This is a genomic window from Fibrobacter intestinalis (assembly GCF_900167415.1).
Lineage (GTDB): Bacteria > Fibrobacterota > Fibrobacteria > Fibrobacterales > Fibrobacteraceae > Hallerella > Hallerella intestinalis.
This window is the reverse complement of the sequence record NZ_FUWU01000011.1, coordinates 1-24,320: the sequence shown is the minus strand read 5'-3', so window position 1 is coordinate 24,320 and position 24,320 is coordinate 1. Positions and strand designations below refer to the sequence as shown.

Below are 24,320 nucleotides of genomic sequence, written 5' to 3'. Positions count from 1 at the left end.
AGAGATATTTTTAAGAACACGGCGAAGGTTTAACAGCAAACAGACACTGGCCGGAACGCACTTCCATCGAGGGCTTCGCAAAGACCTGCGAAACGACGACATCTTCGTCCGCGACAACGGGGATTTCCGTCTTCATGCTTTCAAGGACAGCCAGAGTCTCGCCAGCCTTGACACGCTTCCCGGCTTCGCTGACGACAAGTTTCCACAGGCTTCCGGCGACCGGCGAATAGACACCTTCTTCGCCTTCGGAAAGCGTCACCTCGGCAACAGGAGCCGATTCGGCACTGTGGATTTCAAAGGTGAATTGCCCCGTGCGAATCCAGCGTTCCTTTTCCTCTTCAAAAGCCGTTTTCCGCTTGATTTCAAAAGCGGCAATCGATTGAGCGTTGTCCGCGAGAAAATTCTCGTATTCCGTGATGTCGAACGAACTTTCCTCGATTTTGACATGGAACTTACCCGCGACGAAATCCTTCCGCATCTGCAAAAGATCATCTGCAGAAACTTCGTAAAAGCGAATCTGGTCAAAAAAGCGCAGCAAATACGGCAACGGAAAGTCTGCAGTCTTTTTGAACCGGTTCCACATTTGCACCGTTCTTCCTACAAATTGATAACCGCCCGGGCCTTCCATTCCATAGACGCACATGTAAGCTCCGCCGATGCCCACGGCATTTTCCGGAGTCCACGTGCGCGCAGGATTGTACTTGGTCGTCACCAGGCGATGTCGCGGATCGAGAGGAGTCGCGACAGGCGCACCCAAATAGACATCGCCAAGCCCCATGACGAGGTAGTCCGCATCGAAAACGATTTTCTTGACGTCTTCAATCGAATCGAGTCCATTTACGCGGCGGATGAACTCGATGTTGTTCGGGCAGCACCAAGGCGCGCCGGGGCGAACTGTTGTCACATATTTTTCAATGGCGATGCGAGTCTGCGGATCATCCCAAGAAAGCGGCAAATAAACCGTTCTTGTCGGGACCTTCGTCACCTTGTTCTTTTTCAAATGTTCCGAAAGTTCCTTGAGAATTTTTAGAACTTCGCCTTGGCGAATCTTCCTGATGTCATAATGAATCTGGATGGAACGAATGCCGGGCGTTACATCGATAACGAAATCCTGCATCCGATCTTTTACGGCAAGCATCCAGGCATGCGCCGTGAAACGGAGCCGCAAGTCAATTACCGCGGGTCCGAATTCGAGCAGCAAATAGTCGTCGCCATCGGCGCGGACGACAATGCGCTCCATCTCGTTTTCTTTGTGAAATTCGGCAATAATGGGTGTCGTCACCGGCACGGCTTCGAGAGCAGGAATTTCTGCAGAGGCCTTTTCCGGATTTTGCAAATTCGCTTCCCGGGCCAACCGGATTTCTTCTGCTTTTTCCACGGAAATGGGAACAAAATGAACTTTGTCTCCACTCTTCAGCTGACCCATTTTCCAAAGTTCCGCTGAAACGATAGTCACCGGGCATGCGAAACCGCCGAGACTTGGTCCATCGACACCGAGAATTATCGGCATATCTCCCGTAAAATCGACAGTTCCGACGGCATACGCGTTATCATGCAAATTCGAAGGATGCAGGCCCGCATCCCCGCCGTCCGGGCGAGCCCACTTCGGTTGCGGTCCAATCAAGCGGATGCCAGTCCGCGACGAGTTGTAATGCACTTCCCAAGTCGCACCGAAAAATTCTTCGATATCCTTTTCCGTCAAATAATCCGGAGCGCCATGCGGACCATATATCACGCCGATATTCCATTCGGAAGTCAGTTCAGGAATCGCCTTCGGAGAGGGGTTAACCGGATGTCCATCCATGTCGTTTCCAATATGGAGAATATCGCCCGCCGAAAGAGCGCGACCGCCATGGCCGCCAAAACCGCCTAGCGTAAACGTCGATTTGCTGCCCAGATAATCCGGCACGTCAATGCCACCTCGAATTGCCAAATAAGCGCGGTTGCCACATTTCGTCATGCCGAATTTCAGAACATCGCCTACCGAAATTTTGACCGGAGCATTTTTCGGACACGCCTGTTCATTCAGTTTCGCCGGAAAATCGCCGCCCGTCCAAGCGATAACCGTTTCCGTATGAAAGCACACCGAGCAACCGGAAATCGTCATTTCAATACCGGCAGCGCCTTCCGCATTGCCGACAATTTTATTCGCCAAGCGGAAACTGTAATTGTCCATCGGGCCAGAAGGTGGAATGCCAACATCCCATAGTTTCAAGCGACCCGGATAATCTTGGACAGTCGTTTGGAGGCCCGGTGCGAGAATTTCGAACGTGCGATTCTTGTATTGATAATCGTTCAGAATCCAAGTAGAAACATTTCCCGTGACAAAAGCGGCCATTTCAAGAACATCTTTCAAAAGCTTGATATTTGTTTCAAATCCGCAGAGTCGCACTTTCGCAAGAGCCAATTTCGCCCTTTCGATATTTTCGTTCCGATCCTTGCCAGCGACAATAACCTTCGCCAGAAGCGGATCGTAGAATGCGCTAACGTCTGTCCCGCGCAAAACCCAGGTATCAATGCGCACGCCTTCCGGGAATGAGACTTCCGTCAAAAGACCGCTCGAAGGGCGGTAATTTTTGCCGGGGTCTTCCGCATAAACACGAAACTCCATCGCATGCCCTTGAGGGGCAAATTTCTGTCCGATTTCAAACGGGCGGATTCCCGCAGCCTGCTCGATCATCCAGCGAACAAGATCAACATTGAACACGGTTTCAGTCACTCCGTGTTCCACCTGTAAGCGGGTATTCACTTCCAGAAAATAGAACTTGTCATTTTTCGCATCGTAGATAAATTCTACGGTTCCCGCAGAACGGTACTTGACTCCTTGAACCAATCGCAATGCTGCAGCGTGCAAAGCTTCACGCGTCATTTCCGGCAGATTCGGAGCCGGAGTTTCTTCGACGACTTTCTGGTTGCGCCTTTGCACAGAGCAATCGCGTTCACCGAGAACAACGGCATTTCCTTCGCCATCCCCAAAAATCTGCACTTCAACATGGCGACCGCGTTCCACATACTTTTCGACGAAAAGTCCAGAGTCCTTAAAGTTATTTTCGCTTAAATGTCGAATTTTGTCAAAGCTATTTCGCAGGTCTTCTTCGGAACGGCAAATCGTCATGCCGATGCCACCACCACCCGCCGTACTTTTCAACATTACCGGATAGCCGATTTCATCTGCACCACGAATCGCATCTTCAATGTCTTTTAAAAGACCTGTTCCGGGAACCAGGGGAACGCCGAATTTCTCGGCAAGTTCCTTGCTGCGATGCTTCATGCCAAATTCCACAAGCTGTTTCGGAGTCGGTCCAATAAACGAGACTCCATTTTCTTCTAGAGCCTTCGCAAAATCCGCATTTTCACTAAGGAATCCATAGCCCGGATGCACCGCTTCGGCTCCAGTCTTTTTAATCGCTTTCAAAATGGCTGGCACATTCAGATAGCTTTCCTTGGCTGCAGCAGGCCCGATGCAAACCGCTTCGTCCGCCATCAGAACGTGTGCCGCAGATTCGTCTGGATCCGAATAGACGGCAACGGATTGGATTCCCATCGTTTTCAACGTACGGATCACTCGGCACGCAATTTCGCCTCGATTGGCAATCAGAACTTTGCGAAACATACAAACTCCTTGAATAATGAAAACTTTTTAAGAAACGGAGAGAATTCTCAACAGAAGAGTTAAAATGCCATTCGGATTTTCTAGCTCCTCGAGAATGGAAAAATGATTTTTGCCGGGCAATTCGGCAAAATAGCCGGGGATTCGTTCATGGGATCGCAACTCTGCAAATTCCAAGCTTTGACGCCGGAGTTCCGGAAGTTCATCCGCACCGCAAGCGACGACAACGGGCTTTGCAATGCAAGGGGAACGCATCGGGCTCAAGTTTTGGATTTCGCACTCCGAAAGGGACAGAGATTTATTCAAATACGACTTGGAAATCGGAAGCAGATCGTAAATGCCGCTGATAGCGAGAGCGCCGCACACATTTTTCTCGGAGAGAACGGAAACGGCTAGATGCGCCCCGGCGGACCATCCCGAAACAAATATCCGGGAGACATCGGCGGCGAAACGTCCCGCATTCTTACGAAGAAAATCCAACGCAGAACGGATTTCTTGGACAATTTCCGGCAGCGATGCATTCGGTGCGAGAGTATAGCCAACCGATGCCACATGGAAACCCAAAGAAAGCGGCCCCTTCGCCAAAAAACGAAAAGTTTCCTTTCGCCGCATTTGCCAATACCCGCCGTGGATAAAGACAAGAATCGGACTTCCTGGATTTCCCGGAAAATAGTCTATTTTCTCACGCGGAAGCGTTCCGTACGGAATATCCATCGTGTCCGGAAACGCTGCGGCAATTTCTGCGCTGCGCACTTCAAATCCTTCCAAGATTTTTGCACTTTCAAAAACTGCACGCGTATTGTCGTATGCAGCGTCCAAATCTTCTTGGGAAAATTCTCTATAGATAATTTCACGCATCGAAAACGACCATCCGGATGGGAGTCGGGTTGTAATCATTGCACGGATTGTTTAATTGCGCGCAATCCGAAAGCAAAAAAAGAACATCCATGTCCGCGCGCATTTCGATATACTTTCCCGGTCCCGAAATGCCGTCCGCAAATTCCAAGCGTCCTTTGTCGTCCAAAATGACCTTTGTGAAAAAATTCAAATTGCAGACCTGATCACGCTTGCTCATCCCGAAATCTTCAAGAGTCCGGACGAATGTGTCGCGACAACTGTGCATATATCTCGTCTTGTCCGTATAACGCACAACATTTCCTTCGGCAGAGCATCCGCTGCCGAGAGTATCATGCTCTCCGCAAGTGTCCGCAATCACGGTGAGCATCGGATTGTCGTCGTTGGAACGGATGACCGTCCCCACCTCAATCATCGTATTCCTTTGTGCGGTTATCGTATTCGGAGCGCTGTAACGTTCTGCCGTATCGTGGGCGTTGTAAATTTGAATGTCTCCAGACTGATTTCCTTCCACATCGATCAGCCGAAGAACCTGGCCCTTCCGAAGCGGGAGCATCTTGCCTTCGCCCGCATAAACGGTCACATCATAGACCGCTTCTTCCAATTTCCGATCGCTTTCTTTCAGCTTCATAGATCCTCCTCGTCCCAGATGAGCATTCTCACCGGAGTCGGGTTATACGCGTTACAGGGATTGTTCAGTTGCGGACAATTGCTCACAACGGCATACACATCCATTTCCGCTTTCATTTCCACATACTTTCCCGGGCTCGAAATGCCATCTGCGAAATTCAAATTTCCCTGTTCATCAAAGGGAACGTACATGAAAAAGTTCAAATTGTTCACTTGATCTCGCTTATCAAATCCAGGCTTCGCAAGCAAAACCTTGAGAAACGATTCACGGCATGCGTGCATATAACGTTTGTCCAAAGCATAGCGGCAAGTGTTGCTTTCGCAAGAGCATGCGCTCCCTAGCGTATCGTGATCGCCGCAGGTATCCGCAATAACGGTAAGCATCGGATTGTCGTCATTTGAATAGAGCTTCGTGCCGACACCCACCAAACAATTCGCCTGACGTTGCACAGTTTGCTGCACACTGTAGCGTTCTTCTGGATTTGTAGCGCTGATGAATAGCGTATCAACGGCCTGATTTCCTTCGAGATCCAAAATGCGGAAAATCTGGCCTTTTTTAATTAAGTGCATCCAGCCTTCGCCTGCAGGCACATCTTCCGAATAGACGGCGTCTTCTTCCCGAAGGGAGCTTTCCAAATATTTCGTCACCATTTTGAAACCATCCTTTTAAAGATTGTAATCTGCCGTGTTGGCAAACCCACGACCATTTTCTGGGCACCAGATGAAGCATGGATCATCTGCCACCGAAAATTCGCAAGGCAAGAGTTCCACCTTGACCGGCTTCCGCAGATATTCCTTCGATGGATTCAGCGGGTGCATTCCCGTGTCGATAACGACAAGCGTATCCATTTCGGCGCGTAGTTCCACATAATCGCCGGGTTTTGAATTGTTTTCGACAAACGTCATCTTGCCGTCCGATGTCACCACGACTTTCGAGAAGAAGTTCACGAGTTCCGTAAAATCGCGCTTGGTCATTCCATATTTGCCGATTTCCACCAAAAGGGAATCGTAACCATTTCGGAAAAAATCATTTTGATAATGTTGATAGTCGTGCTCACCAAAGCGTTCCTTGATCAAGTTCGCGTGCGTACAACCGCAAAGCGGATCATGCCAGCCGACTGTATCCTTGACAACGCTTAAAAGAATGCGTCCCATATCGCTGTAAAGGCAGCAATTCTCGGCAATGCGACAGACATGTTGAATTTTCAAAGAATCGCCCAAGTTAAAGCGTTCCGTAAAATTCTTTGCGTTGTAGCAAAGGAGCGAAGCGTTTGCGCCGCCTTCCAAATCTGTAAGTCGGATTTTCTGACCGCGTTTCACAATGCGGGAATAGTTCCAGCCACCCGCAATCGTTTTTGAAGTCAAAACTTTTTCGTTTTCCATAGTATTTACCTCTTGTTGGAATTTTGTTGGTGAATTTTACTTGGTCGAGTTTTTCTTTCCGACCATGTTCACGATGTTAAACGTTTCCACGGGAACCTTGTTTTCCACCGTCGGATGAATCAGGTCTTCCACATACTTCCGCGTTTCTACGAATTGCGGAAGGAACAGGCTTTCTTCGTTCCGCGGACGCGGCACATCGACTTCTACAAATTCTTTTACCTTGCCGGGGTTTGCCTGGAGAGTCAGAATCCTGTCCGAAAGGAATACGGCTTCGTCCAAATCGTGCGTCACAAAAAGAATCGTGATGTCGATATTCTTCCAGACTTCGAGCAAATATTTTTGCATTTGCGAACGCGTTTGTGCATCCAGAGCGCCAAAAGGTTCGTCCATCAAAAGAACTCGAGGTTGCGGGGCAAGCGCACGGGCAATGGCGACACGTTGTTGCATACCACCCGAAAGTTGCTTCGGATAGTATTCCGAATACCTGTCAAGCCCGACGATTTCCAGCCATTGCCTCGCCGTTTCTTCCGCTTCATCCTTCCCGAATCCCGACGATTCAAGCCCGAACATCACGTTTTGCTTCACCGAAAGCCAAGGGAAAAGCGTGTATTTTTGGAACACCATTCCTCGCTCGGCTCCCGTACCGGAAACCTTCTTGCCGTCCAACAAAAAGCATCCGTCCGTCGCCGTTTCAAGACCGGCAGCAATGCGAATGAGCGTTGACTTTCCACATCCCGATGGTCCGATGATCGAAAGAAATTCGCGACGTTTCACTCCAAAAGAAATTCCGTCGAGGACGCGACGCAAGCCGCCATCGCTTTCAGCGAAATCTTTCACGATGTTTTTCGCTTCAATAATGAAATCAAAGTTTTCCATTATTCTTTTCCTTCAATTCTTTTTCCGCTTCTGTCAAGCGAAAGGAAAATACGTAGTTCTTTGGAGCGGTTAGTTCCCGACGCAATTTCACGAGGAAACTCACGCGCCCATCTTCCCAAGCGAACAAGTCCTTTCCTATTCTTGAAAGAACAAGATCGCAACCGAGTCCGATGATTCCTAAAATGACAATCGCCGCATAAACGTTATCGAAATTCCGATACTTCGCTTGTTGATTAATGAACCAGGTAATGCCGGAACTCGTACCGACTACTTCCGCGACAATCAAATACGTCCAAGCCCAACCGAGCAGGATTCGCATATCCTTGTAAATTTTCGGCGCAATTTCTGGAATAATGACTTTTATCAGCACGCGTAAAGGAGACGCACCCAAAGTCCGCGCCGCTTCTGTCAAAGCCGGATCCGCATGACGCGTCGTTGCGGATAGCATCGGAACTTGTTGAAAAAAAGTTCCAATAATGATAATTGCGATTTTCGGGGCATCGTTAATGCCGAGAACAGCGACAGCGAGCGCCCCAAAAACCGGAGCTGGAAAATACCGAAAAAACTCGATAAAGGGAGCGGTCAGCCTTTCCACAAAAGGAATGGAACCGCTGAGAATGCCAAGAGGAAGTCCGACAAGACTCGAAAGGAAAAACGCTAGGAAAACGATTTTTATCGAATGCAAAATACTTTCGTAAAACCAGACGTCCCCATCGCGTTTCGGCGGCGTGCGGAAAGCGGTCACCAGCGCTTTCGCTACAGAATGGGGAGCCGGTAGATAAGCGGGATTCACGCGCACGCCTTTCATCGGAGCCTCTCCCTCTGCAAGCAAGTTCGCACTCTCTTCCTCAAAATTTTCTCTGGCGATTTCATCGCCCGGTTCGCAAAACATACTTCCGCCCGCATCCGTTATTTGAATCAGCGGATGATAAATAAACGGGATATAGCTTACCGCACACCAAAGCGCGAGCGGCAAGGCGAACGAAAGAATGGCCAAAATTATTCTTCCGCGCTTCCCGGCTTCCTTTCGTATTCCAATTGGACAGTTCATGTTTTACGTCCCGGGTTAATTTGTCTTTTCTACTTTCCGTTAACGAGCTTTTCTGTGAACGAAGGATTGATATAGCGGTTCACATCAACGTGTTTGTCATAGACTTTGTTCTTCACAAAGAATTCATCGACTCGTTTACTCGAACCGTAAATCGACCCGTAAGAAGAATCCTTCTTGTTGAAGAATTTGATCGATTCGTTCAGCCGCAAGAAACGCGTTCCGCCGATAAACTTCGCATATTGCGATTCCGGAACACCAACGCGATCCGCCAGGATTTTGACCATTTCCTTCTTGTTTTTAGGATCATTCATGTAGGCGACCACATCGTCCCACGCAGCAACGACTTTCATCCATTCGTCCTTGTACTTCATCAGCGATTCTTGCGAAACGGCCAAGACATCATAGATAATGCCCGGTTCGTCAGCACTCGTATAAAGCTCCTTGGAACCCGTCACCTTCTCAAGCGCATTTACGGAATGCGGAACCCAGGCAACAACTGCCGAGACTTCGCCACTTTCCAAAGTTTGGAGCGCTTGGTGAGTCGGCATGTTCACCAGAGTCACGTCCGATTCCTTGAGACCATTCTTCAAAAGGGCGTTGATGAGAAGTGCATGGGAAAGGCAACCGATTTCCACGCCGACTTTCTTCCCTTTTAAATCCTTGATGGAAGAAATTCCCGGAGCTCCAACAATTTTATCATTTCCGTTACTATAGTCATTTATCAAAATCGTCACGTTCCGTGCACCCGTTGCATTCAAGACCATCGCATCGCCATTCGCCACTCCAACCGCATCGACTTTCTTCGCGGCAAAAGCATCCATAGACGGCCCATATTCGAACCATTCGAGTTTTACATTCACGTCGTGCTTCTTGAAAAATCCCTTTTTGTCGGCAATTTCCCAAGCAGTCCAGCCTGGCCAATCGCTATAAGCAATTTTCAAGACCGGCTTTTCAGCGTAAAGTGTCGCCGCAAGACCCATGGCCGCGGCAAGAAGGATTTTTGGCATTTTCATAAGTACCTCGCGTGAAGAGTTTTTGCAGTCCACAAAGCAAAAGCAATGCCAAAATCGAAAAGTTTCCGTTTTTTCAACGAATTTCGCCGCTTTTTATTTTTTTCACTCCGACTTTATAAAAACTTTTTATAAAGTCCCGACAGATTTGTAGAGAGAAAAAACATTTTAGCCCTTTTTCGTCGTTTTCCCAGAAATCAAGCATACTTTGTAAAACATTTTTATAAAGATTTTTCTCATTACGTTAAAATTTGAATTTATCTTTTAACCAAGATGTCCTCCAATTCCATTATAAAAATCAAACAGCAAAACATTTTGCAAATCAAACGGGCACTCATTGCGCTCGGTTCTGCGACAAAACCCGAAATCGCCAAACGCACGGGATTGACTGTCGCCACTTGCGGAAACCTGCTAAACGAAATGGCCAAATCCGGAGACGCTGTAGCGGAAAACCTCCGACTCTCCAATGGAGGACGCCCGGCACAAGCTTACCGCTACTGCGCCGAGAAAACGCAATTTCTCAGCCTTCTCGCCATTTCCGAGAATGGTACGGAAAAAATCTACTACAGAGTTGTCGATGTCTCTGAAAAAACGCACAGCCAAGGTTCCTCCCTCGTCCACCAAGTGAATCTTCCCACCTTGAAAAAAATGGCAATGGGAATTTTGAAAAAGAATCCGGCCATCCGACTCGTCACCCTCGGCGTTCAAGGCTGCATCCACGAAGGAATCGTCGCCTTTAGCGATTTCCCCGAATTAGACGGGCGCGCAGTCCAAAGCGAATTAGAAAGCGCGCTCAAAATTCCCGTCTTCGTCGAAAACGACATGAATTCCATCGCACTAGGCTACTCGCGTGTAAACCAAAACGAAAAAGACATAGCCATTCTCTTTTTTCCAAAAGGCAACCCGCCTGCCGGAGGATTTCTCGTCGATGGGAATATCGTCCGCGGACATTCGAGTCTTTCCGGCGAACTTTCCTATTTCCCCTTCCCCTTTCCCAAAGGGAGCCAGCGGCGATTTTTCGACAACACAAAGCGAGCACTGCCCGGCATCTTGCAAGTCGTCCAAGCGACAATCGTCTTCTTCGACCCCGCAGTCATTCTTCTCACCGGCTGCCTCTCGGAAGATCTAAAAAAGCTGAACTTTGAAAAACGTTTGCAAATGCGATTCGCTAAATCAAAATTGCCCAAGCTCCTCATCCAGCCGAATACGCAAGAAGAATACTTTGCCGGAATTGCGCAACTATCCATTCAAAGGCTTTTAAAAATCTGATCGGGGCTTGTTTCAACATTTTTGAACGAATTTGAAAATCGATTCACATTTTTGGATCGATTTTTTTTGCATTTCTCTTTATTTTTTCTCTCCGCAAAACTACTTTATAAAAGGTTTTTATAAAGTCAAGAGGTTCCTAATGAAACTAGACATCCGCTCATTGCTTTCTGCCTATCGCGATGGATCCACGACTCCCGAAAAAGTTATAACCGAATTAAAGAAAAAAATCGCTGAAGCGCCGGCTTCCATTTGGATTTCGCATACTTCCGACGAATCCCTTTCCCGCTATCTGAAAAACCTGCATTTGAAATCTCCCCGCGATCTTCCGCTCTACGGAATTCCCTTCGCCATCAAGGACAACATCGACCTCGAAAACTGCGAAACGACAGCCGGCTGCCCAGCATTCGCCTACACCCCAAACCGTTCCGCAACCGTCGTGGGCAAGCTCATTCGCGCAGGAGCCATTCCCCTCGGCAAGACAAATATGGATCAATTCGCCACAGGTCTTGTCGGAGTGCGTACTCCCTACGGCGCAATCCCCAACCGATTCGCTCCCGAATACATTTCTGGAGGATCTAGCAGCGGATCCGCAGCAGCACTCGCCTATGGACTTTGCTCTTTTTCCCTCGGAACGGACACGGCAGGTTCCGGGCGCGTCCCTGCGGCATTCAACAATCTTTATGGCGTGAAACCGACTTGTGGACTTTTAAGCACAAAAGGAGTCGTCCCCGCATGCCGAAGTCTTGACTGCGTTTCTCTCTTTGCGCTCAATTTAAGCGATGCAAAGCGGCTTCTCGAAATTGCAAAAGGCTATGACGAAGACGACGATTATTCGCGAAAAGCTCCTGAAAACTTGGCGCACCTTCCGGGAAATTGGACGTTCGGCGTTCCCGAAGAATCGGAACTTAATTTTTTTGGAAACGAAAATTATCGGAAACTCTTCGAAGACTCCATCACAGCTGCGGAAAAAGCCGGCGGAAAAATGCGACGAATCCATTTTAAACCTTTTCTCGAAGCGGCTCGACTCTTGTACGAAGGACCTTGGGTTTTTGAACGGTATTCCGCTGTCGGAAAATTCATCGAAGAGCATTCCGCACAAATTCATCCCGTGACACGCAAAATTATTATTCCTCCATCAACGCCGCATCCGTCGCAAATCTTCGACGCATTTCACAAACTGCGCCACGCAAAAGCTCTTGCCGACCGGGAGATGGATCAAGTCGATTTTCTTATGACGCCAACCGTCGGCACCTGCTACAAGACAGCCGAAGTCGAAGCCGATCCGATCCGCCTCAACTCGAATCTCGGATACTATACAAACTACATGAATCTCCTCGACTTTTCGGCGCTAGCCATTCCTGTGGGATTTGCGGGGAAGTTGCCATTCGGTGTCACTCTCGTCGGTAAAGCCTTCGCGGAAAATGTCCTTTTCTCCGCCGCAGAAAAGCTCCGTTCGTTCCTAGCGCCCAAAATGGCGATTGCTGTTTGCGGAGCGCATCTACAGGGAATGCCTCTTCATGGGGAACTCGAAGACGCCGAATTTCTAGGGACCCAAAAAACTGCTGCGGAATACACCATGTTCGCCCTTCCTGGGAACATTCCCAAACCAGCACTCGTCCGTGCGGAAAAAGGCGGAAGTTCCTTCCATGTAGAGCTCTACGCGCTCCCAGCGGAAGAATTCGGAAAATTTATTTCCCAGATCCCCGCGCCACTCAGCATCGGGAAAATCCGCTTGGAAAACGGAACGGAAGTTTCCGGATTTTTAGGAGAACCAATAGTGCAAAAAATCGGCAAGAATATTTCCGAATTTGGCGACTGGCGAAAGTATTTCCTCAGCCTTTGAATTGCCTGTCAAACGAAACCGAATTTTCCTTGCGACCGTTCAAATTAACCAAGCGCGAAGGATTAAAGCGTATTCCGTTGCTTTGCGCAAATTCTGCAAACCTGTCCGCATTTTCAAAAAGCTCTTCTAAGCTCTGGCTTGTCAATACCCGCTGCCGAAATTCCGACGAGTCCGGTTCAAAGCCCTTGCATAGTCTGGCCGCCAGCTGTTTCAATCGCCCAAGCATTCCAAAAGGCGAAGATTCGCATTCTTCCGCCATCAATTCGTAATAAATTTTGAAAATACCACAAGCTTCTTGTGCGGACACATCCCGCGCAGGTTTGCCTTCTAATGCGTCCGCAATTTCACCAAAAAGCCACGGATTGTGCAAAGCTCCTCGTCCAATGGAAACTCCGCTAATCGCATATTTTTCCAATTTTTCAAGAGCGGATTGAACGCTGGAAACATCGCCGTTGCCGACCACAGGAATCCTTGCCGCAGCAGCAACTTCGCCAATCAAGTTCCAGTCCGCAAAACCGTTATACCCCTGCACTCGTGTTCTGCCATGGACCGTCAGCATATCAGCCCCTTCCACTTCTGCAATTTTCAAAGTTTCCATGACATTGATGGAATTTTCATCCCAGCCGACACGACATTTGAGCGTCATCGGAATCGCTATCGCCTTTTTGACTTCCGAAAGAATTTTGGCCAGTCGCGGCAAGTCCTTTAAAAGCCCCGCGCCTCCACCCTTCCCAGCGACTTTTGGAACAGGACAGCCCGCATTGACTTCAATGTAATCGGGCCGCAAAGATTCAAGAACTTGAGCCGCATAAGCCATCCGCTCCGGATCCCGGCCAAAAATTTGAATTCCAAAGGGGCGTTCTTCCGGGTAAAAATGGAGCTGTTTGCGATTTTTCAAAACAAACGGCGAAGTTCCATCTGTCGATACAAATTCCGAAACCAGAAGTCCCATTCGATTTCCGGACAAAATCCGACATAATCGGCGAAAAGGAGCGTCGGTCACGCCGGCCATAGGAGAAAGCACCGTACAGGGAGAAACGCCGACTCCGGCAAACTGAAATTCATTTTTCAACATTTCTTCACATTTATCCACGAAATAGCCAACAATTACAAGACAAAAAAAGAATTTATCTCGCAGCAAATGTAATTTTTTCGGCCAGAGGTTCTTATATTTTGAACGTGGCGAATAGAACAAAACAAGATTTAATTCAATCGGTAAGCCGATCCACAGGCATTGTCAAAAACAAAGTGCGTGTTGTTGTGGAACAATTCCTGGATTTCGTGGGAGAATCCCTCGTCGAGGGAAATTCCATTGAAATCCGTGGATTTGGCACGTTTGCCAATAAAGTTCGGAAAGCCCGTCCTGTGCGCAACCCTCGAACGGGCGAACCGGTATTTTTAAAATCCAGAACCATACCGACATTTAAATTTTCCGCGGAACTCAAAGCGGCTATCGCACGTTCAGTGGAACTTCAAACAGAAAAAGTTTCCACAGCAAAAACAGTCTGACACCAAGACAATCGGCGAGCTATCGTTTTAAATAAACAGGGCGACTTCTTCCGGAGTCAAGTTTCGCCATGCGCCTTTTTCAAGCGAAGAGTCCAAGAGCAAGTCCCCAATCGAAATCCGCTGAAGCTCTTCCACGTGATTTGACACGGCGGCAAACATCCGGCGCACTTCGTGATACACGCCCTCTGCAATCGAAATGCGCACGAGTGTATCAGAAATTTTTTCCAATTTTCGAGCAATGAAAGGCTTCTTTTCTCCTTTCAACAATACGCCTTCTTTCAAAATCCGAACTTGCGCCTCGGTAATCGGACGGGCCAGCCGCGCTTCATAAGTTTTGAGCATTCCTTTTTTCGGACTTTCCACCCGATGGATAAACTGCCCCTGATTTGAAAGCAAAAGAAGACCGTGAGTGTCCGCATCCAAACGCCCAACACAATTCAAACCCATTTCAATCCATCGGGGAGGAAGCAAGTCAAATACGGATTCATAGTCTCTTGGTTGATGGCTGCATTCATATCCGCAAGGTTTATTCATCATCAAATACAGCTCTTCCGCGGTCGAAACCTCTTCACCATTGACCTCGAGGATTTCCGGCTTCTTTTCCAACTCTTCAAATGGATCTTCGATAGTTCTTCCGGCGATGGCAACCAATCCAGAGCGCACCAGTGCCCTACAATTTTTCCGGGTTCCAAATCCCAAGCGGGACAGCAATCTTTCTACGGTTAATTTTTGCATACAAATTCTCTATTTAAGGGGAAGATAAAAAACGAACAATCCAACGCCGCCAGAACACGAGCCGAACGCTCTCCGGATTTTTCCGATATCGCCGTCGATTCCAAAAATAATACATCGTCAATTCCGCAATCGTTTTAGCGCTGATAAAAATAAATCCCAAAACTCTAGCAATTGAAAAAGAGGCTACAAATCCGCCTTCAATCCTCAAAGGCTTTTCGCCCGTCCAATCCGCAAGAAAAATCCAATTTTCAAAAAACGGGACAATTCCACTCATCGCATTCAATCCACCGACCACATAGCCCATTCGTTCATAGTCCTCATTCCAACGGATTCCCTCCACAACAGTCGGCTCAAAGCGGCAATGAAATAAACGAAAAAACGACCGGCCCAAACGAAAAACGCCTTTTAGAATTTTCTTTTCAAAAACCGGTTCGACAATCAAGGTCAAAAATTCTCGATCCGAATTTTCTTTTTTGGCTTTTCTTCTTTTCGTTTTTTTCTCTTTATCTACCTTTTTTTTTGTCGCTGAAGTATTTTTTTCAGCAGCCGAATCGCTCTTCTTTTCAAAAGAAGGCGGGCTGCAATTTTCACCGGCATCAAGCGGACGCGTTGTCTTTTCTTCCGACAGGGATTCCTTCCATGGATTTTCGGAATCGAAATCGTCCTTTTTGCTGGCCAGCTCTTCGAAATCCTCCGGCAATTTCAAATCCGAGTCGGCATCTTCCTCGGAAATCTTTTCCGAACCGAAAGCATAAATTTTTTTGCGAAAAAGGCGAACTTCAAATTTTCCTTCGTTCCTTTTGCCCGCAAACAAAAAGCGGACTTTTACCGGAAACAGCAACAGTCCGCCCAAAAGAATCGTCGTCAGTATGACAAACGCATCAAAAATCATTCTTCGTTTTCGTCGGCTTTCTTTTTGACTATTTCAAGAAGTTCGGCAAATGTCTTAGTTTTCAAAATCGTGGAAAACTGTTCCTTGTAATTTCTCGCCGTCGAAAGGTCGTCGATGACCAAATCCCAAGCCATCCACACGTCGCCCACCAGGTTCATTTTATAAACAAGAACCGATTCCTTGCCCCGATACCAAAGATGAGCCGTCACATTCGCTTCGGCGTTGTTCTTTTTCATTTTCGGAGCTTCGTAAACCGTGCTATCCGTGCGGTACATTTCCAAACGTTTTGCGCTGGAATTGCGAACCATCCTCTGAAATTCCGAGGCAAACTGTTTTTTCGCCGCCTCATCAAGACCGTTCCAAGTTTCTTTCGGCAACGATTTTTCGGCCAGAAGATTGAAATTGAACACATCGCTCAACAATCCCTTGACCTTTTCCTTGTCCTTTTTGGAAAGGCTCTGTTTTTTCAGCAAGACTTGCAATTCCTTGTCATTTTTAGAAATCGCCGTCACAGGATCTGCCGCAAAGGCAACAGCAAACGGAAGAAAAACGGCGACAAGAAGAGTTTGAATTTTCATACATCAATTCCCCGGATAGAGTTTATGGTATTCGGACAGGGATAGTCCCATCCGACGGATAAGTTCCGCAAAAGCAATGTTGTATTTGCAGACCGCATAGTAATAAGACTTTTTCAACTGGAGATTGTCTTTGTAGGCAGAAACCAGTTCTCCCGCATTTGAAGGATCCAAATCGTATTTCATGGCGGCACTTTTCAAAATCGATTCGCTCGCACGCAAACTAGAACGCAGACTTTCCAACTTTTTCTTGGCTCCCTGGGTTTGCACATACTGTTCTTCCATTTGCAGCAAAACACCGTCCTTCGCATAATTTTGTTTTAGTTTCAGTCCGCGAAGTTCGGTTCGAGCAGAAACATAAGAACTCCAGCTGTTCCACAAATTCAAATTGTAACGGACCCCAAAACCGACTGCCCCCGAAATACTGTTCACCGCATCCTGAGCAAAGGCATTTTTCTGTACCGCAGTCCGATTTCCCGCCCAAGATTTGACATACGAAAATTCGCCCATGATAAAAAACTGCGGGCCGAGCTTTGCCGAAGCGAGATCCAGCTGGTGAGTCCGAGCTTCCAAACCGGCGACCAGGCGCTTCAATTCGGGATTGTGCTGAATCGTCATGTCTTTCGCCTCTTCAAGAGTCGGAAAATATTCCGCCCTCTCTACAAGCGAAGAATCCATCGCCACAAAGACCTCCGTCGAATCCAGTCCAAGCGAGAACCGAATCGCCAGCTGCACGCGAGTCATTCCATTTTGTGCATCGATCACCGCTTCGTCCAACGTATGGCGTCCCGCCTTGATTTTCAGCAAATCCGTTTGAGAGACATTCGGTTCGTCGTTGTCCAAAGCTTCTTCCAATTTTTCTTCGGCGCGATCCATTTGTTTTTGAGCGTCTTCCACCAATCGATTCATCTCCAACGCCAACAAATAATTGTAATAGTACGTTTGCAACTCGACACTCTTTTCATGCTCCTTGGAAACGACGTTCATCTCCTGCTGCCGCAAATCCGCTTCCGCAGCCTTTTTTCCCGCTTTATACTGGCCGTAATTTAATGGCTGAATCGCTTTTATTTCCGTGCCGAAAAACGGTCCCATTTTGGTGAAGTCCCAAGTGTCCACGGTATCTCCCCAGTCGTCCACATCGTCTTTTAAACCGGGAGCCGGCCCCACCATCATGGAAACTTCAAATTTGCTGAGAATCGCCGAAGCTTTGATTTCCTGAATTTTATTTTTCTTCGCTTCCGTCGAAAAACGGGATTCCGCCAACAGCGGGTCTTTTAAAAGTCCCCTTTCCACAAAGCCTTCGCAGTCATACCGCACTTCTGTCGAGAAAGCGACCGCAATAAGCAACAAAGGAAGAACTTTAAAAATCATTTTGCAAAATTTAGAAATCCTAGAGTCATTCTCCGATTTGTTCGTAGATAAGCCGCTTCAATTTCCGATATTTAGCCAAAACCTCTTCGTAATAATTCGTGGGAATCGGGGAACGGGAACGAATTTTCGTATCCACACCGCCCTGTCCAATATTATAAGCAATAATGGCTTTTTTCAAATCCCCATATCTACCGACCAGCCGCATCAGATAAGCACTCCCAATAACAACGCTTATTTCGGGGTGCATCAAATCTTCTGCATTTTCAATTTCGATTCCAAAACGTTTTCCAATTGCTTGAGCAGTCGGAAGCTTGAGCTGCATCAAGCCATAAGCTCCCGATTCCGCTCCGCTACGAAACCGGCCTTTCGCATTCGGATTTCCCCGGCTTTCCTGATACACAATCGCCGGAATCAACAGCGGGTCAAATCCATAATTTCTTGAAATCATCCAAATTTCATCGCTCAACTGGATTTTCTGTTCCGGAGGCATCTTGTTTTTTGAAAGAATCCCCAAAGCCAAATAAATCCTGACATAATCCAACGTCCAATTCTGGTATTTGGCAAGTTCTGAAATTTCCTTGCCGATTTGCGATTCTTGTACCGCAACCTTTTTCAGCTGCGTAGAATTATACGCCCAAAAACCGACAAAAGCCAAAAGGAAGGCGCAAAGCAAAGCCAAAGCGGAAAAGGCGAATAGGGAAGACAGGCGGAAACTACTTTTCACGCCGCCGATCCTCCAGGCGATCCAGATATTTGGTCCAGTTCCGCACCCGAATTTCTGTTTTTTTAGAAGTCGTGGAATCCACAATCAAGCCCAAATTTTTTAACGGGCCTATGACCGATTGCAGATAATCCAATTCGTTCTGCATACTTTGCGCTTCTTTGTCCATTTCTAACAAACGTTCTTCCCGAAGCCGAAGTTCCCTGTTTTGATTTCGGATAATCCCATACAGCGCAAAAAAATGCCCCACCAAAATTCCTATCAAAAGCAAGGCGATCAGCGGACTTAAACGGATTCCCGTCTGCCGACTATAAGACACTCCCATTTTTTTTAATGTGGCAAAAATTCCCGACTGCCTAAAATTTTTCCAATTCTGCGTTATCGTAAATATATGGGCGTAACTGCTGAAAAAAGCTTTGTTCTCTTCGCCAGAAAAAACAAGAACCAGTTCCGTTCCATTTTGCTTCGCCTTTTCCAAAAAAAACAGAAACAGGGACTGGTATTCTTCATCGCAAAAACGAGCTTTATCAATATCCAGGAAAAAAATTTTGCCCGGTTTATTTAACAAGCCGGTTACTTTTTCGCGCAACGATGCCAACTGGGTAAAGCCAAACGTCCCACAAATGCGAAGATACAGGCCGTCTTTTATTTCTTCGATGAATAAATCTATCTGTTCCGCATTCATCTAAAAAAGCCCCGTTTCGAAAAATTCATGGTAATCTTGAAACGTTCCTCCGTCACCGAAGATAATTTCAGATTCCAAAAAAAGAATATGCGAACCCCCTGCACAATCGTCGGAGCCGCAGTATCGTGCGAACCCATAATCCAGCTTAATAGGACCTTGGCCGGCTGTGAAAAAGAAATGCGGCACGCCTGGGACAAAAGGCCGTCTTTAATCAAAATTTCTGAAACTTCCGGGAAAATACACGGCAGCGGAATATCGGGGTCAATACTTCTCCCGTCTATTTTTAATTTATACGCTCGACCCTGTTCAAATTTCCGCACCCCAAGATTTAATTCCGTACCAAAATAGCCGTCCAAATCGGCAAAGGTCCCGTTCGCTATCGAATAAGAAAAATCCAACTGCGAATCCGACTTGCCCAAAGAAATATCCTTGTCAATATGCGTCACATGATTTTGCCCGTTCAAATCGACAATCTGTTCCGAGCGCAACCAAATGCCCAAAGCATTGTCCTTTCGCTCAATCCGATATTCATAAGGAGCGTTCAGAGCTCCCAGTCCATCGTTTAAAGCGGCCTCTATTTGCATGGCATCCGATAAAGACGGCGAAAGCAAATGATCGACAAAGGCGCGAGGCACATCTCCATTTTGCTGAAATGCACTGACCCAATTCACCCGTGCCGGTTTATAAATTAAGGAACGAAGGGATGCTCCGCTGCCCTGCTCCAAAAGAAATTGCAGGTTTGCATTGTTCACTAAAATTTGACGGCTGCCGGTTTTCAAAAAATCGGAGACTTCGACTCGACGCCCTTCCATCTTTGAAAATTTTTCAATCTCTTCCTCCACTTCTACAATCATCCGATGCCCCTTCCAACGGACCAACGGACTCCGTACACCCTTATTGTCATAAAGATCCGCATAATAGACCGGCGACATCAGCGGAAGCAATTTCGTCTGCACGCCATGTAAATCCTTGCCCTGCAAGAGCGATTCCGCATGAGAATTGGCAATCAGCAACGATTTGTGCATCAAATCCGCTTCTGGACGGCGCAAAAGCAATTCCCGGCAGCTTTGCGCACCGACAGGAAGGCCAAGATGGTTTCCTACTGCGCTCATTAAATTGACTTTTCCTTCGGAAGGTTCGTCCAGCCAATGGAATATCGGCCATAACTGGAAGGGAAAATTCAGCAAATTAGATTGCAATCTCTCAAAAAAAAGACGAATCGATTCGGTATCGCTGACCGGCACTGATTCTATTGCAATCCAAGGATCCTTATTTTTTATCAGAGATTCCAATTTTGCCTGCAAAAGAGCAGAGTCCAGCAACAACGCCTGGCTTAAATCTTCTGCAACAGGAAAAAGCTGCATGACGAAATCCCCGAATTCCGATGTAAACCAGCCCGTAACGCGGGTCGCAAGTCCTATACATTCCTGCAAACTTTTTTCCGAAACAAGAGTATAGCGTAAATTCTGCTTTGCTAAAACTTCTGTCAGACCAATTTCCCAAGCCATCGAAGAATTGAAATAACCGATAGGTTCAACCTGGAAAATTCTTTCCATCAGAGCCGAGTGCATTTGCAACTGCAACTTCTGCAAGCCAGCAGGGAAAAGAGGCAGCATGGAATCAAAAAAGCTGCCGCCTAAAATTTCCAGCTTTCCATCCCGAATCGCTTGGCGCATATACACGACATCGGCGATATTCCGCCTGTTCCAGACCTCCGCCACCCTTCCCGATAGATAAAGGGAGAATTTTATTTTATTCGTTTCTAAAAGGGTTCTAATCTCTCGTGCTATTTGTGAAAACTGTTCGTCGAAAGCCGATTCTTCCAGAGAGAAAGGCTCCGTCACAGAAAGCAGGATGGAAAGTTTAGCAGGAGTCATGTTTAAAAAATAGCACAAGGGAGCGGGGACAGGGAGGGCGTCCCCCGCGCAGGAGGTCCCGGACGGCGTCCGTCCCGGGCGTTTAAAACAAGGAGGGCCCCCGCGCGGATGCGCAGGGGCCCGTGGATCCGGCGGCGACCTACTCTCCCGGGCCCGAAGGCCAGGTACCATCGGCGACAGGTGGCTTGACTTCCGTGTTCGGAATGGGAACGGGTATGACCCACCGTCGATGACCGCCGAAATTGAAAACTCTCAGTACGGGATCCCAGAGAAGGAAAGTGCGGGGCGCGAAGCTCCGAACGGGCGCCTGCAGGGACCAAGCCGCCCACGCGCGGCAAAGCCACATCGCCGAAAAAAAAGGAAAAGCCTCACGGGCTATTAGTATCGCTCGGCTCAACGCGTCGCCGCGCTTACACCTGCGACCTATCGACGTCATCGTCTATGACGGCCCTTCAGGGGGTTGCCCCCGCGAGACCCTATCTTGGGAACGGCTTCACGCTTAGATGCTTTCAGCGTTTCTCCGATCCGCACATGGCTACCCGGCGGTGCCGCTGGCGCGACAGCCGGTACACCAGAGGTGCGTCCGTCCCGGTCCTCTCGTACTAAGGACAGGCTCCCTCAAGTCTCGTACGCCCACACCGGATAGGGACCAAACTGTCTCACGACGTTTTGAACCCAGCTCGCGTGCCGCTTTAATTGGCGAACAGCCAAACCCTTGGGACCTTCTCCAGCCCCAGGATGCGACGAGCCGACATCGAGGTGCCAAACCTCCCCGTCGCTATGAACGCTTGGGGGAGATCAGCCTGTTATCCCCAGAGTACCTTTTATCCATTGAGCAACGGCCGTTCCACGCTGTACCGCGGGATCACTAAGCCCTACTTTCGTACCTGCCCGGCGTGTCCGCCTCGCAGTCAGGCTCCCTTTTGCCTTTATGCTCTGCGCGCGATTACCGACCGCGCTGAGGGAACCATTGGATGCCTCCGTTACCTTTTGGGAGGCGACCGCCCCAGTCAAACTGACCATCAGACACGGTCCCCCGCCCCGGTCAGGGGCGCGGGTTAGGCCTCAAGCCTTGCAAGGGTGGTATTTCAAGGGCGGCTCCGGAAGGGCTGGCGCCCCGCCATCAAAGCCTCCCACCTATCCTACACATCCAAGGCCTAAAACCAATGTCAAAATTCAGTGAAGGTTCATGGGGTCTTTCCGTCCAGGTGCGGGATGCCGGCATCTTCACCGGCACTGCAATTTCGCTGAGTCTCAGGAGGAGACAGTGCAGAAGTCGTTACACGATTCGTGCAGGTCGGAACTTACCCGACAAGGAATTTCGCTACCTTAGGACCGTTATAGTTACGGCCGCCGTTTACCGGGGCTTCGGTTCAGCGCTTCTCCTCGCGGATGACGCCTCCCGTTAACCTTCCGGCACCGGGCACGTGTCAGACCATATACTGCCCATTGCTGGTTCGCATGGCCCTGTGTTTTTGGTAAACAGTCGCTTCTGCCATTTCTCTGCGGCCTCCCTCCGCTCGCCCTGCGCGGGGTCACGGAAGGGGGCTCCCCTTATCCCGAAGTTACGGGGTTAATTTGCCGAGTTCCTTCTCCTGGGTTGTCTCAAGCACCTTGGGCTTCTCGCCCCATCCACCTGTGTCGGTTTACGGTACGGGCTCCCTCTCGGCTCCCTTAGGGGGTTTTCCCGGCACCGGCTGGGATCTCTCGGACTCGGGCCGAAGCCCTCCCCCGGTCCGGAGTCTGGGGCATGTGGAGGGGGGATTTGCCGCCCCTCCGCCTTGCGCTCCTTCCGCGGCGTCCATCTGCCGCTCGATCCTGCCCGATGCGTCGCCCCGTCGGTCGTATCGCCTCGAGGGAGGCCGGGGACTCTTGACCCCGTCTCCATCGGCTACGCCTCTCGGCCTCGTCTTAGGTCCCGGCTGACCCCGGGAAGATTAACTTTACCCGGGAAACCTTGGATTTTCGGTGCGCGGGCTTTCCACCCGCGTTTTCGCATACTCATGCCAGCATTCTCGTTTCCGGTACCTCCAGCGGGCATCGCCACCCGCCTTCCCAGGCCTGCGGAACGCTCTCCTACCGCTCCTTGCGGAGCCCACGACTTCGGTGACGCGCTTAGTCCCGATAATTTTGGGCGCGGGACCGCTCGACCAGTGAGCTATTACGCTTTCTTTAAAGGATAGCTGCTTCTAAGCTAACCTCCTGGCTGTCTGAGCAGTCCCACATCCTTTCCCACTCAGCGCGTACTTGGGGACGCTTAGTCGGTGGTCAGGGTTGTTTCCCTTTCGTCCGCGGATCTTATCACCCGCGGGCTGTCTGCCGCGAATCGGTGCGCCGGTATTCGGAGTTTGGTTGGGTTTGGTAAGCGGGTGTGCCCCCTAGTCCATCCAGTGCTCTACCCCCGGCGGCCTGTCGCGACGCCATACCTAAATATGTTTCGGAGAGAACAAGCTATCGCCCAGTTTGATTGGCCTTTCACCCCCACCCACAGCTCATCCGAACACGTTTCAATGTATATCGGTACGGCCCTCCACGGGGTGTTACCCCCGCTTCAGCCTGGCCATGGGTAGATCACTAAGGCTTCGTGTCTGCCGCGTACGACTGGACGCCCTGTTAAGACTCGCTTTCGCTGCGGCTCCGGCCCTTAGGGCCTTAACCTCGCCGTACACGAGCAACTCGCTGGCTCATTAAACAAAAGGCACGCCGTCAGGAGGATGAATCCCCCCTCCGACTGAATGTGCGCACACGGTTTCAGGCTCTGTTTCACTCCCCTCTCGGGGTGCTTTTCACCTTTCCCTCACGGTACTCATCGCTATCGGTCATTCGCTCGTATTTAGCCTTGGAGGGTGGTCCCCCCGGTTTCAGGCAGGGTTTCACGTGCCCCGCCCTACTCAGGATGCTGCCAAGCGCCCTACCAGGTCCCTACAGGCCTGTCACCTGCTGGGGGGGGGCTTTCCAGCCCGCTTCGGTCCCCGGATGGGCGTCACGCGGCAGTCCTACAACCCCGGGATCGCTCCCGGTTTGGGCTCCTCCCCGTTCGCTCGCCGCTACTTGGGGAATCTCGGTTGATGTCTTCTCCTCCAGCTACTTGGATGTTTCGGTTCGCTGGGTTGGCTCCCCGTGGCCTATGTGTTCGGCCGCGGGGTGCCCGGGTCGCCCCGGGCGGGTTGTCCCATTCGGATCCCCGGGAGTCAATGGCTCCGTGCGCCTCGTCCCGGATTTTCGCAGCTTGTCGCGTCCTTCGTCGCCGGCGAATGCCTAGGCATCCCCCGTGTGCGCTCTCTCGCTTAATTCCTCGTTCCAGCGACATAGCTCTCGCCTCGCATGAGCGGCTCGGGCCCCGTCTTCTCGACGCCCTCGCTCGAAATTGCTTCGCTTCTCGCTTGTTTCTATTCTCTGGAATTGCTTCCCGTACTGTCAAGTGGCTA

Annotated in this window: 18 protein-coding genes, 2 rRNA genes and 1 pseudogene; 3 read left to right on the top strand and 18 right to left on the bottom strand. The window is 49.3% G+C overall.

The genetic code is table 11. The features are described from left to right. Positions 1-10: 10 nt before the first annotated feature. From uca to B5D40_RS04405, 8 genes and pseudogenes are all read right to left on the bottom strand, one after another. Positions 11-3,613 carry an urea carboxylase gene (uca, locus tag B5D40_RS04440; protein ID WP_078775935.1) on the bottom strand — a complete coding sequence of 1,201 codons (3,603 nt, stop codon included), beginning with the start codon at positions 3,611-3,613 and terminating at the stop codon, positions 11-13. A gap of 27 nt (positions 3,614-3,640) precedes the next feature. Then, complete coding sequence (locus B5D40_RS04435; protein ID WP_078775934.1) at positions 3,641-4,468, bottom strand: alpha/beta hydrolase; 828 nt, start codon at positions 4,466-4,468, stop codon at positions 3,641-3,643. Then, positions 4,461-5,096 carry a DUF1989 domain-containing protein gene (locus B5D40_RS04430; protein WP_078775933.1) on the bottom strand — a complete coding sequence of 212 codons (636 nt, stop codon included), beginning with the start codon at positions 5,094-5,096 and terminating at the stop codon, positions 4,461-4,463. Before B5D40_RS04430 ends, B5D40_RS04435 begins: the two co-directional genes overlap by 8 nt. Next, positions 5,093-5,746, bottom strand: coding sequence for an urea amidolyase associated protein UAAP2 (locus tag B5D40_RS04425; RefSeq protein WP_078775932.1), 654 nt, complete (start codon positions 5,744-5,746; stop codon positions 5,093-5,095). Before B5D40_RS04425 ends, B5D40_RS04430 begins: the two co-directional genes overlap by 4 nt. Before the next feature lie 15 nt (positions 5,747-5,761). Further along, on the bottom strand, positions 5,762-6,478 hold the full coding sequence (locus B5D40_RS04420; protein WP_078775931.1) for an urea amidolyase associated protein UAAP1: 717 nt from the start codon (positions 6,476-6,478) through the stop codon (positions 5,762-5,764). A 36-nt stretch (positions 6,479-6,514) separates the two neighbouring features. Further along, positions 6,515-7,354, bottom strand: a complete 840-nt coding sequence (locus B5D40_RS04415) for an ABC transporter ATP-binding protein (protein ID WP_078775930.1) — start codon at positions 7,352-7,354, stop codon at positions 6,515-6,517. A gap of 106 nt (positions 7,355-7,460) precedes the next feature. Next, positions 7,461-8,405: pseudogene (locus B5D40_RS04410) on the bottom strand (ABC transporter permease subunit); the annotation flags it as partial. 29 nt (positions 8,406-8,434) lie between these two features. Next, a complete protein-coding gene (locus tag B5D40_RS04405) occupies positions 8,435-9,412 on the bottom strand; it encodes an ABC transporter substrate-binding protein (protein ID WP_198951076.1) in 978 nt (325 codons plus the stop codon). Positions 9,413-9,688: 276 nt separating this feature from the next. Between B5D40_RS04405 and B5D40_RS04400 the strand changes: the two genes are divergently transcribed. Together B5D40_RS04400 and atzF are read left to right on the top strand one after the other, a co-directional pair. Then, a complete protein-coding gene (locus B5D40_RS04400; protein WP_078775927.1) occupies positions 9,689-10,684 on the top strand; it encodes an ROK family protein in 996 nt (331 codons plus the stop codon). A 139-nt stretch (positions 10,685-10,823) separates the two neighbouring features. Then, complete coding sequence (atzF, locus tag B5D40_RS04395) at positions 10,824-12,527, top strand: allophanate hydrolase (RefSeq protein WP_078775961.1); 1,704 nt, start codon at positions 10,824-10,826, stop codon at positions 12,525-12,527. Here the strand turns inward: atzF and B5D40_RS04390 are convergent. After that, a complete protein-coding gene (locus B5D40_RS04390) occupies positions 12,517-13,620 on the bottom strand; it encodes a tRNA dihydrouridine synthase (protein ID WP_234978154.1) in 1,104 nt (367 codons plus the stop codon). The genes atzF and B5D40_RS04390 overlap by 11 nt on opposite strands. A gap of 86 nt (positions 13,621-13,706) precedes the next feature. On the opposite strand from B5D40_RS04390, the gene B5D40_RS04385 reads away from it, so the two are divergent. Next, on the top strand, positions 13,707-14,036 hold the full coding sequence (locus B5D40_RS04385) for an HU family DNA-binding protein (protein WP_078775960.1): 330 nt from the start codon (positions 13,707-13,709) through the stop codon (positions 14,034-14,036). Between the two features lie 27 nt (positions 14,037-14,063). Here B5D40_RS04385 and B5D40_RS04380 read toward each other — a convergent pair whose 3' ends face one another. The 9 genes from B5D40_RS04380 to B5D40_RS04340 form a co-directional block, all read right to left on the bottom strand. Then, complete coding sequence (locus B5D40_RS04380) at positions 14,064-14,771, bottom strand: 16S rRNA pseudouridine(516) synthase (RefSeq protein WP_078775925.1); 708 nt, start codon at positions 14,769-14,771, stop codon at positions 14,064-14,066. A 13-nt stretch (positions 14,772-14,784) separates the two neighbouring features. Then, complete coding sequence (locus tag B5D40_RS04375; protein ID WP_078775924.1) at positions 14,785-15,663, bottom strand: hypothetical protein; 879 nt, start codon at positions 15,661-15,663, stop codon at positions 14,785-14,787. Continuing rightward, the gene (locus B5D40_RS04370) at positions 15,660-16,241 is read right to left on the bottom strand and encodes an MlaC/ttg2D family ABC transporter substrate-binding protein (protein ID WP_078775923.1); all 582 of its coding nucleotides are present in this window, start codon (positions 16,239-16,241) and stop codon (positions 15,660-15,662) included. The genes B5D40_RS04375 and B5D40_RS04370 overlap by 4 nt, the downstream gene beginning before the upstream one ends. Positions 16,242-16,244: 3 nt before the next feature. Beyond that, the gene (locus B5D40_RS04365; protein ID WP_073304869.1) at positions 16,245-17,609 is read right to left on the bottom strand and encodes a TolC family protein; all 1,365 of its coding nucleotides are present in this window, start codon (positions 17,607-17,609) and stop codon (positions 16,245-16,247) included. 25 nt (positions 17,610-17,634) lie between these two features. Continuing rightward, positions 17,635-18,333, bottom strand: coding sequence for a lytic transglycosylase domain-containing protein (locus B5D40_RS04360; protein WP_073304871.1), 699 nt, complete (start codon positions 18,331-18,333; stop codon positions 17,635-17,637). Next, a complete protein-coding gene (locus tag B5D40_RS04355; protein WP_073304873.1) occupies positions 18,323-19,015 on the bottom strand; it encodes an STAS domain-containing protein in 693 nt (230 codons plus the stop codon). Before B5D40_RS04355 ends, B5D40_RS04360 begins: the two co-directional genes overlap by 11 nt. After that, positions 19,012-20,892 carry an alpha-amylase/4-alpha-glucanotransferase domain-containing protein gene (locus B5D40_RS04350; RefSeq protein WP_078775922.1) on the bottom strand — a complete coding sequence of 627 codons (1,881 nt, stop codon included), beginning with the start codon at positions 20,890-20,892 and terminating at the stop codon, positions 19,012-19,014. The genes B5D40_RS04355 and B5D40_RS04350 overlap by 4 nt, the downstream gene beginning before the upstream one ends. 126 nt (positions 20,893-21,018) lie before the next feature. Continuing rightward, positions 21,019-21,133, bottom strand: a 5S ribosomal RNA gene (rrf, locus tag B5D40_RS04345). 116 nt (positions 21,134-21,249) lie between these two features. Next, positions 21,250-24,187, bottom strand: a 23S ribosomal RNA gene (locus B5D40_RS04340). Between the last annotated feature and the right edge of the window lie 133 nt (positions 24,188-24,320).

Coding starts and splice junctions, on each gene's coding strand:
- B5D40_RS04355 (WP_073304873.1), bottom strand. CDS start 19,015: ATGAATGCGGAACAGATAGATTTATTCATCGAAGAAATAAAAGACGGC.
- B5D40_RS04370 (WP_078775923.1), bottom strand. CDS start 16,241: ATGAAAATTCAAACTCTTCTTGTCGCCGTTTTTCTTCCGTTTGCTGTT.
- uca (WP_078775935.1), bottom strand. CDS start 3,613: ATGTTTCGCAAAGTTCTGATTGCCAATCGAGGCGAAATTGCGTGCCGA.
- atzF (WP_078775961.1), top strand. CDS start 10,824: ATGAAACTAGACATCCGCTCATTGCTTTCTGCCTATCGCGATGGATCC.
- B5D40_RS04380 (WP_078775925.1), bottom strand. CDS start 14,771: ATGCAAAAATTAACCGTAGAAAGATTGCTGTCCCGCTTGGGATTTGGA.
- B5D40_RS04415 (WP_078775930.1), bottom strand. CDS start 7,354: ATGGAAAACTTTGATTTCATTATTGAAGCGAAAAACATCGTGAAAGAT.
- B5D40_RS04425 (WP_078775932.1), bottom strand. CDS start 5,746: ATGGTGACGAAATATTTGGAAAGCTCCCTTCGGGAAGAAGACGCCGTC.
- B5D40_RS04400 (WP_078775927.1), top strand. CDS start 9,689: ATGTCCTCCAATTCCATTATAAAAATCAAACAGCAAAACATTTTGCAA.
- B5D40_RS04430 (WP_078775933.1), bottom strand. CDS start 5,096: ATGAAGCTGAAAGAAAGCGATCGGAAATTGGAAGAAGCGGTCTATGAT.
- B5D40_RS04375 (WP_078775924.1), bottom strand. CDS start 15,663: ATGATTTTTGATGCGTTTGTCATACTGACGACGATTCTTTTGGGCGGA.
- B5D40_RS04435 (WP_078775934.1), bottom strand. CDS start 4,468: ATGCGTGAAATTATCTATAGAGAATTTTCCCAAGAAGATTTGGACGCT.
- B5D40_RS04365 (WP_073304869.1), bottom strand. CDS start 17,609: ATGATTTTTAAAGTTCTTCCTTTGTTGCTTATTGCGGTCGCTTTCTCG.
- B5D40_RS04405 (WP_198951076.1), bottom strand. CDS start 9,412: ATGCCAAAAATCCTTCTTGCCGCGGCCATGGGTCTTGCGGCGACACTT.
- B5D40_RS04420 (WP_078775931.1), bottom strand. CDS start 6,478: ATGGAAAACGAAAAAGTTTTGACTTCAAAAACGATTGCGGGTGGCTGG.
- B5D40_RS04350 (WP_078775922.1), bottom strand. CDS start 20,892: ATGACTCCTGCTAAACTTTCCATCCTGCTTTCTGTGACGGAGCCTTTC.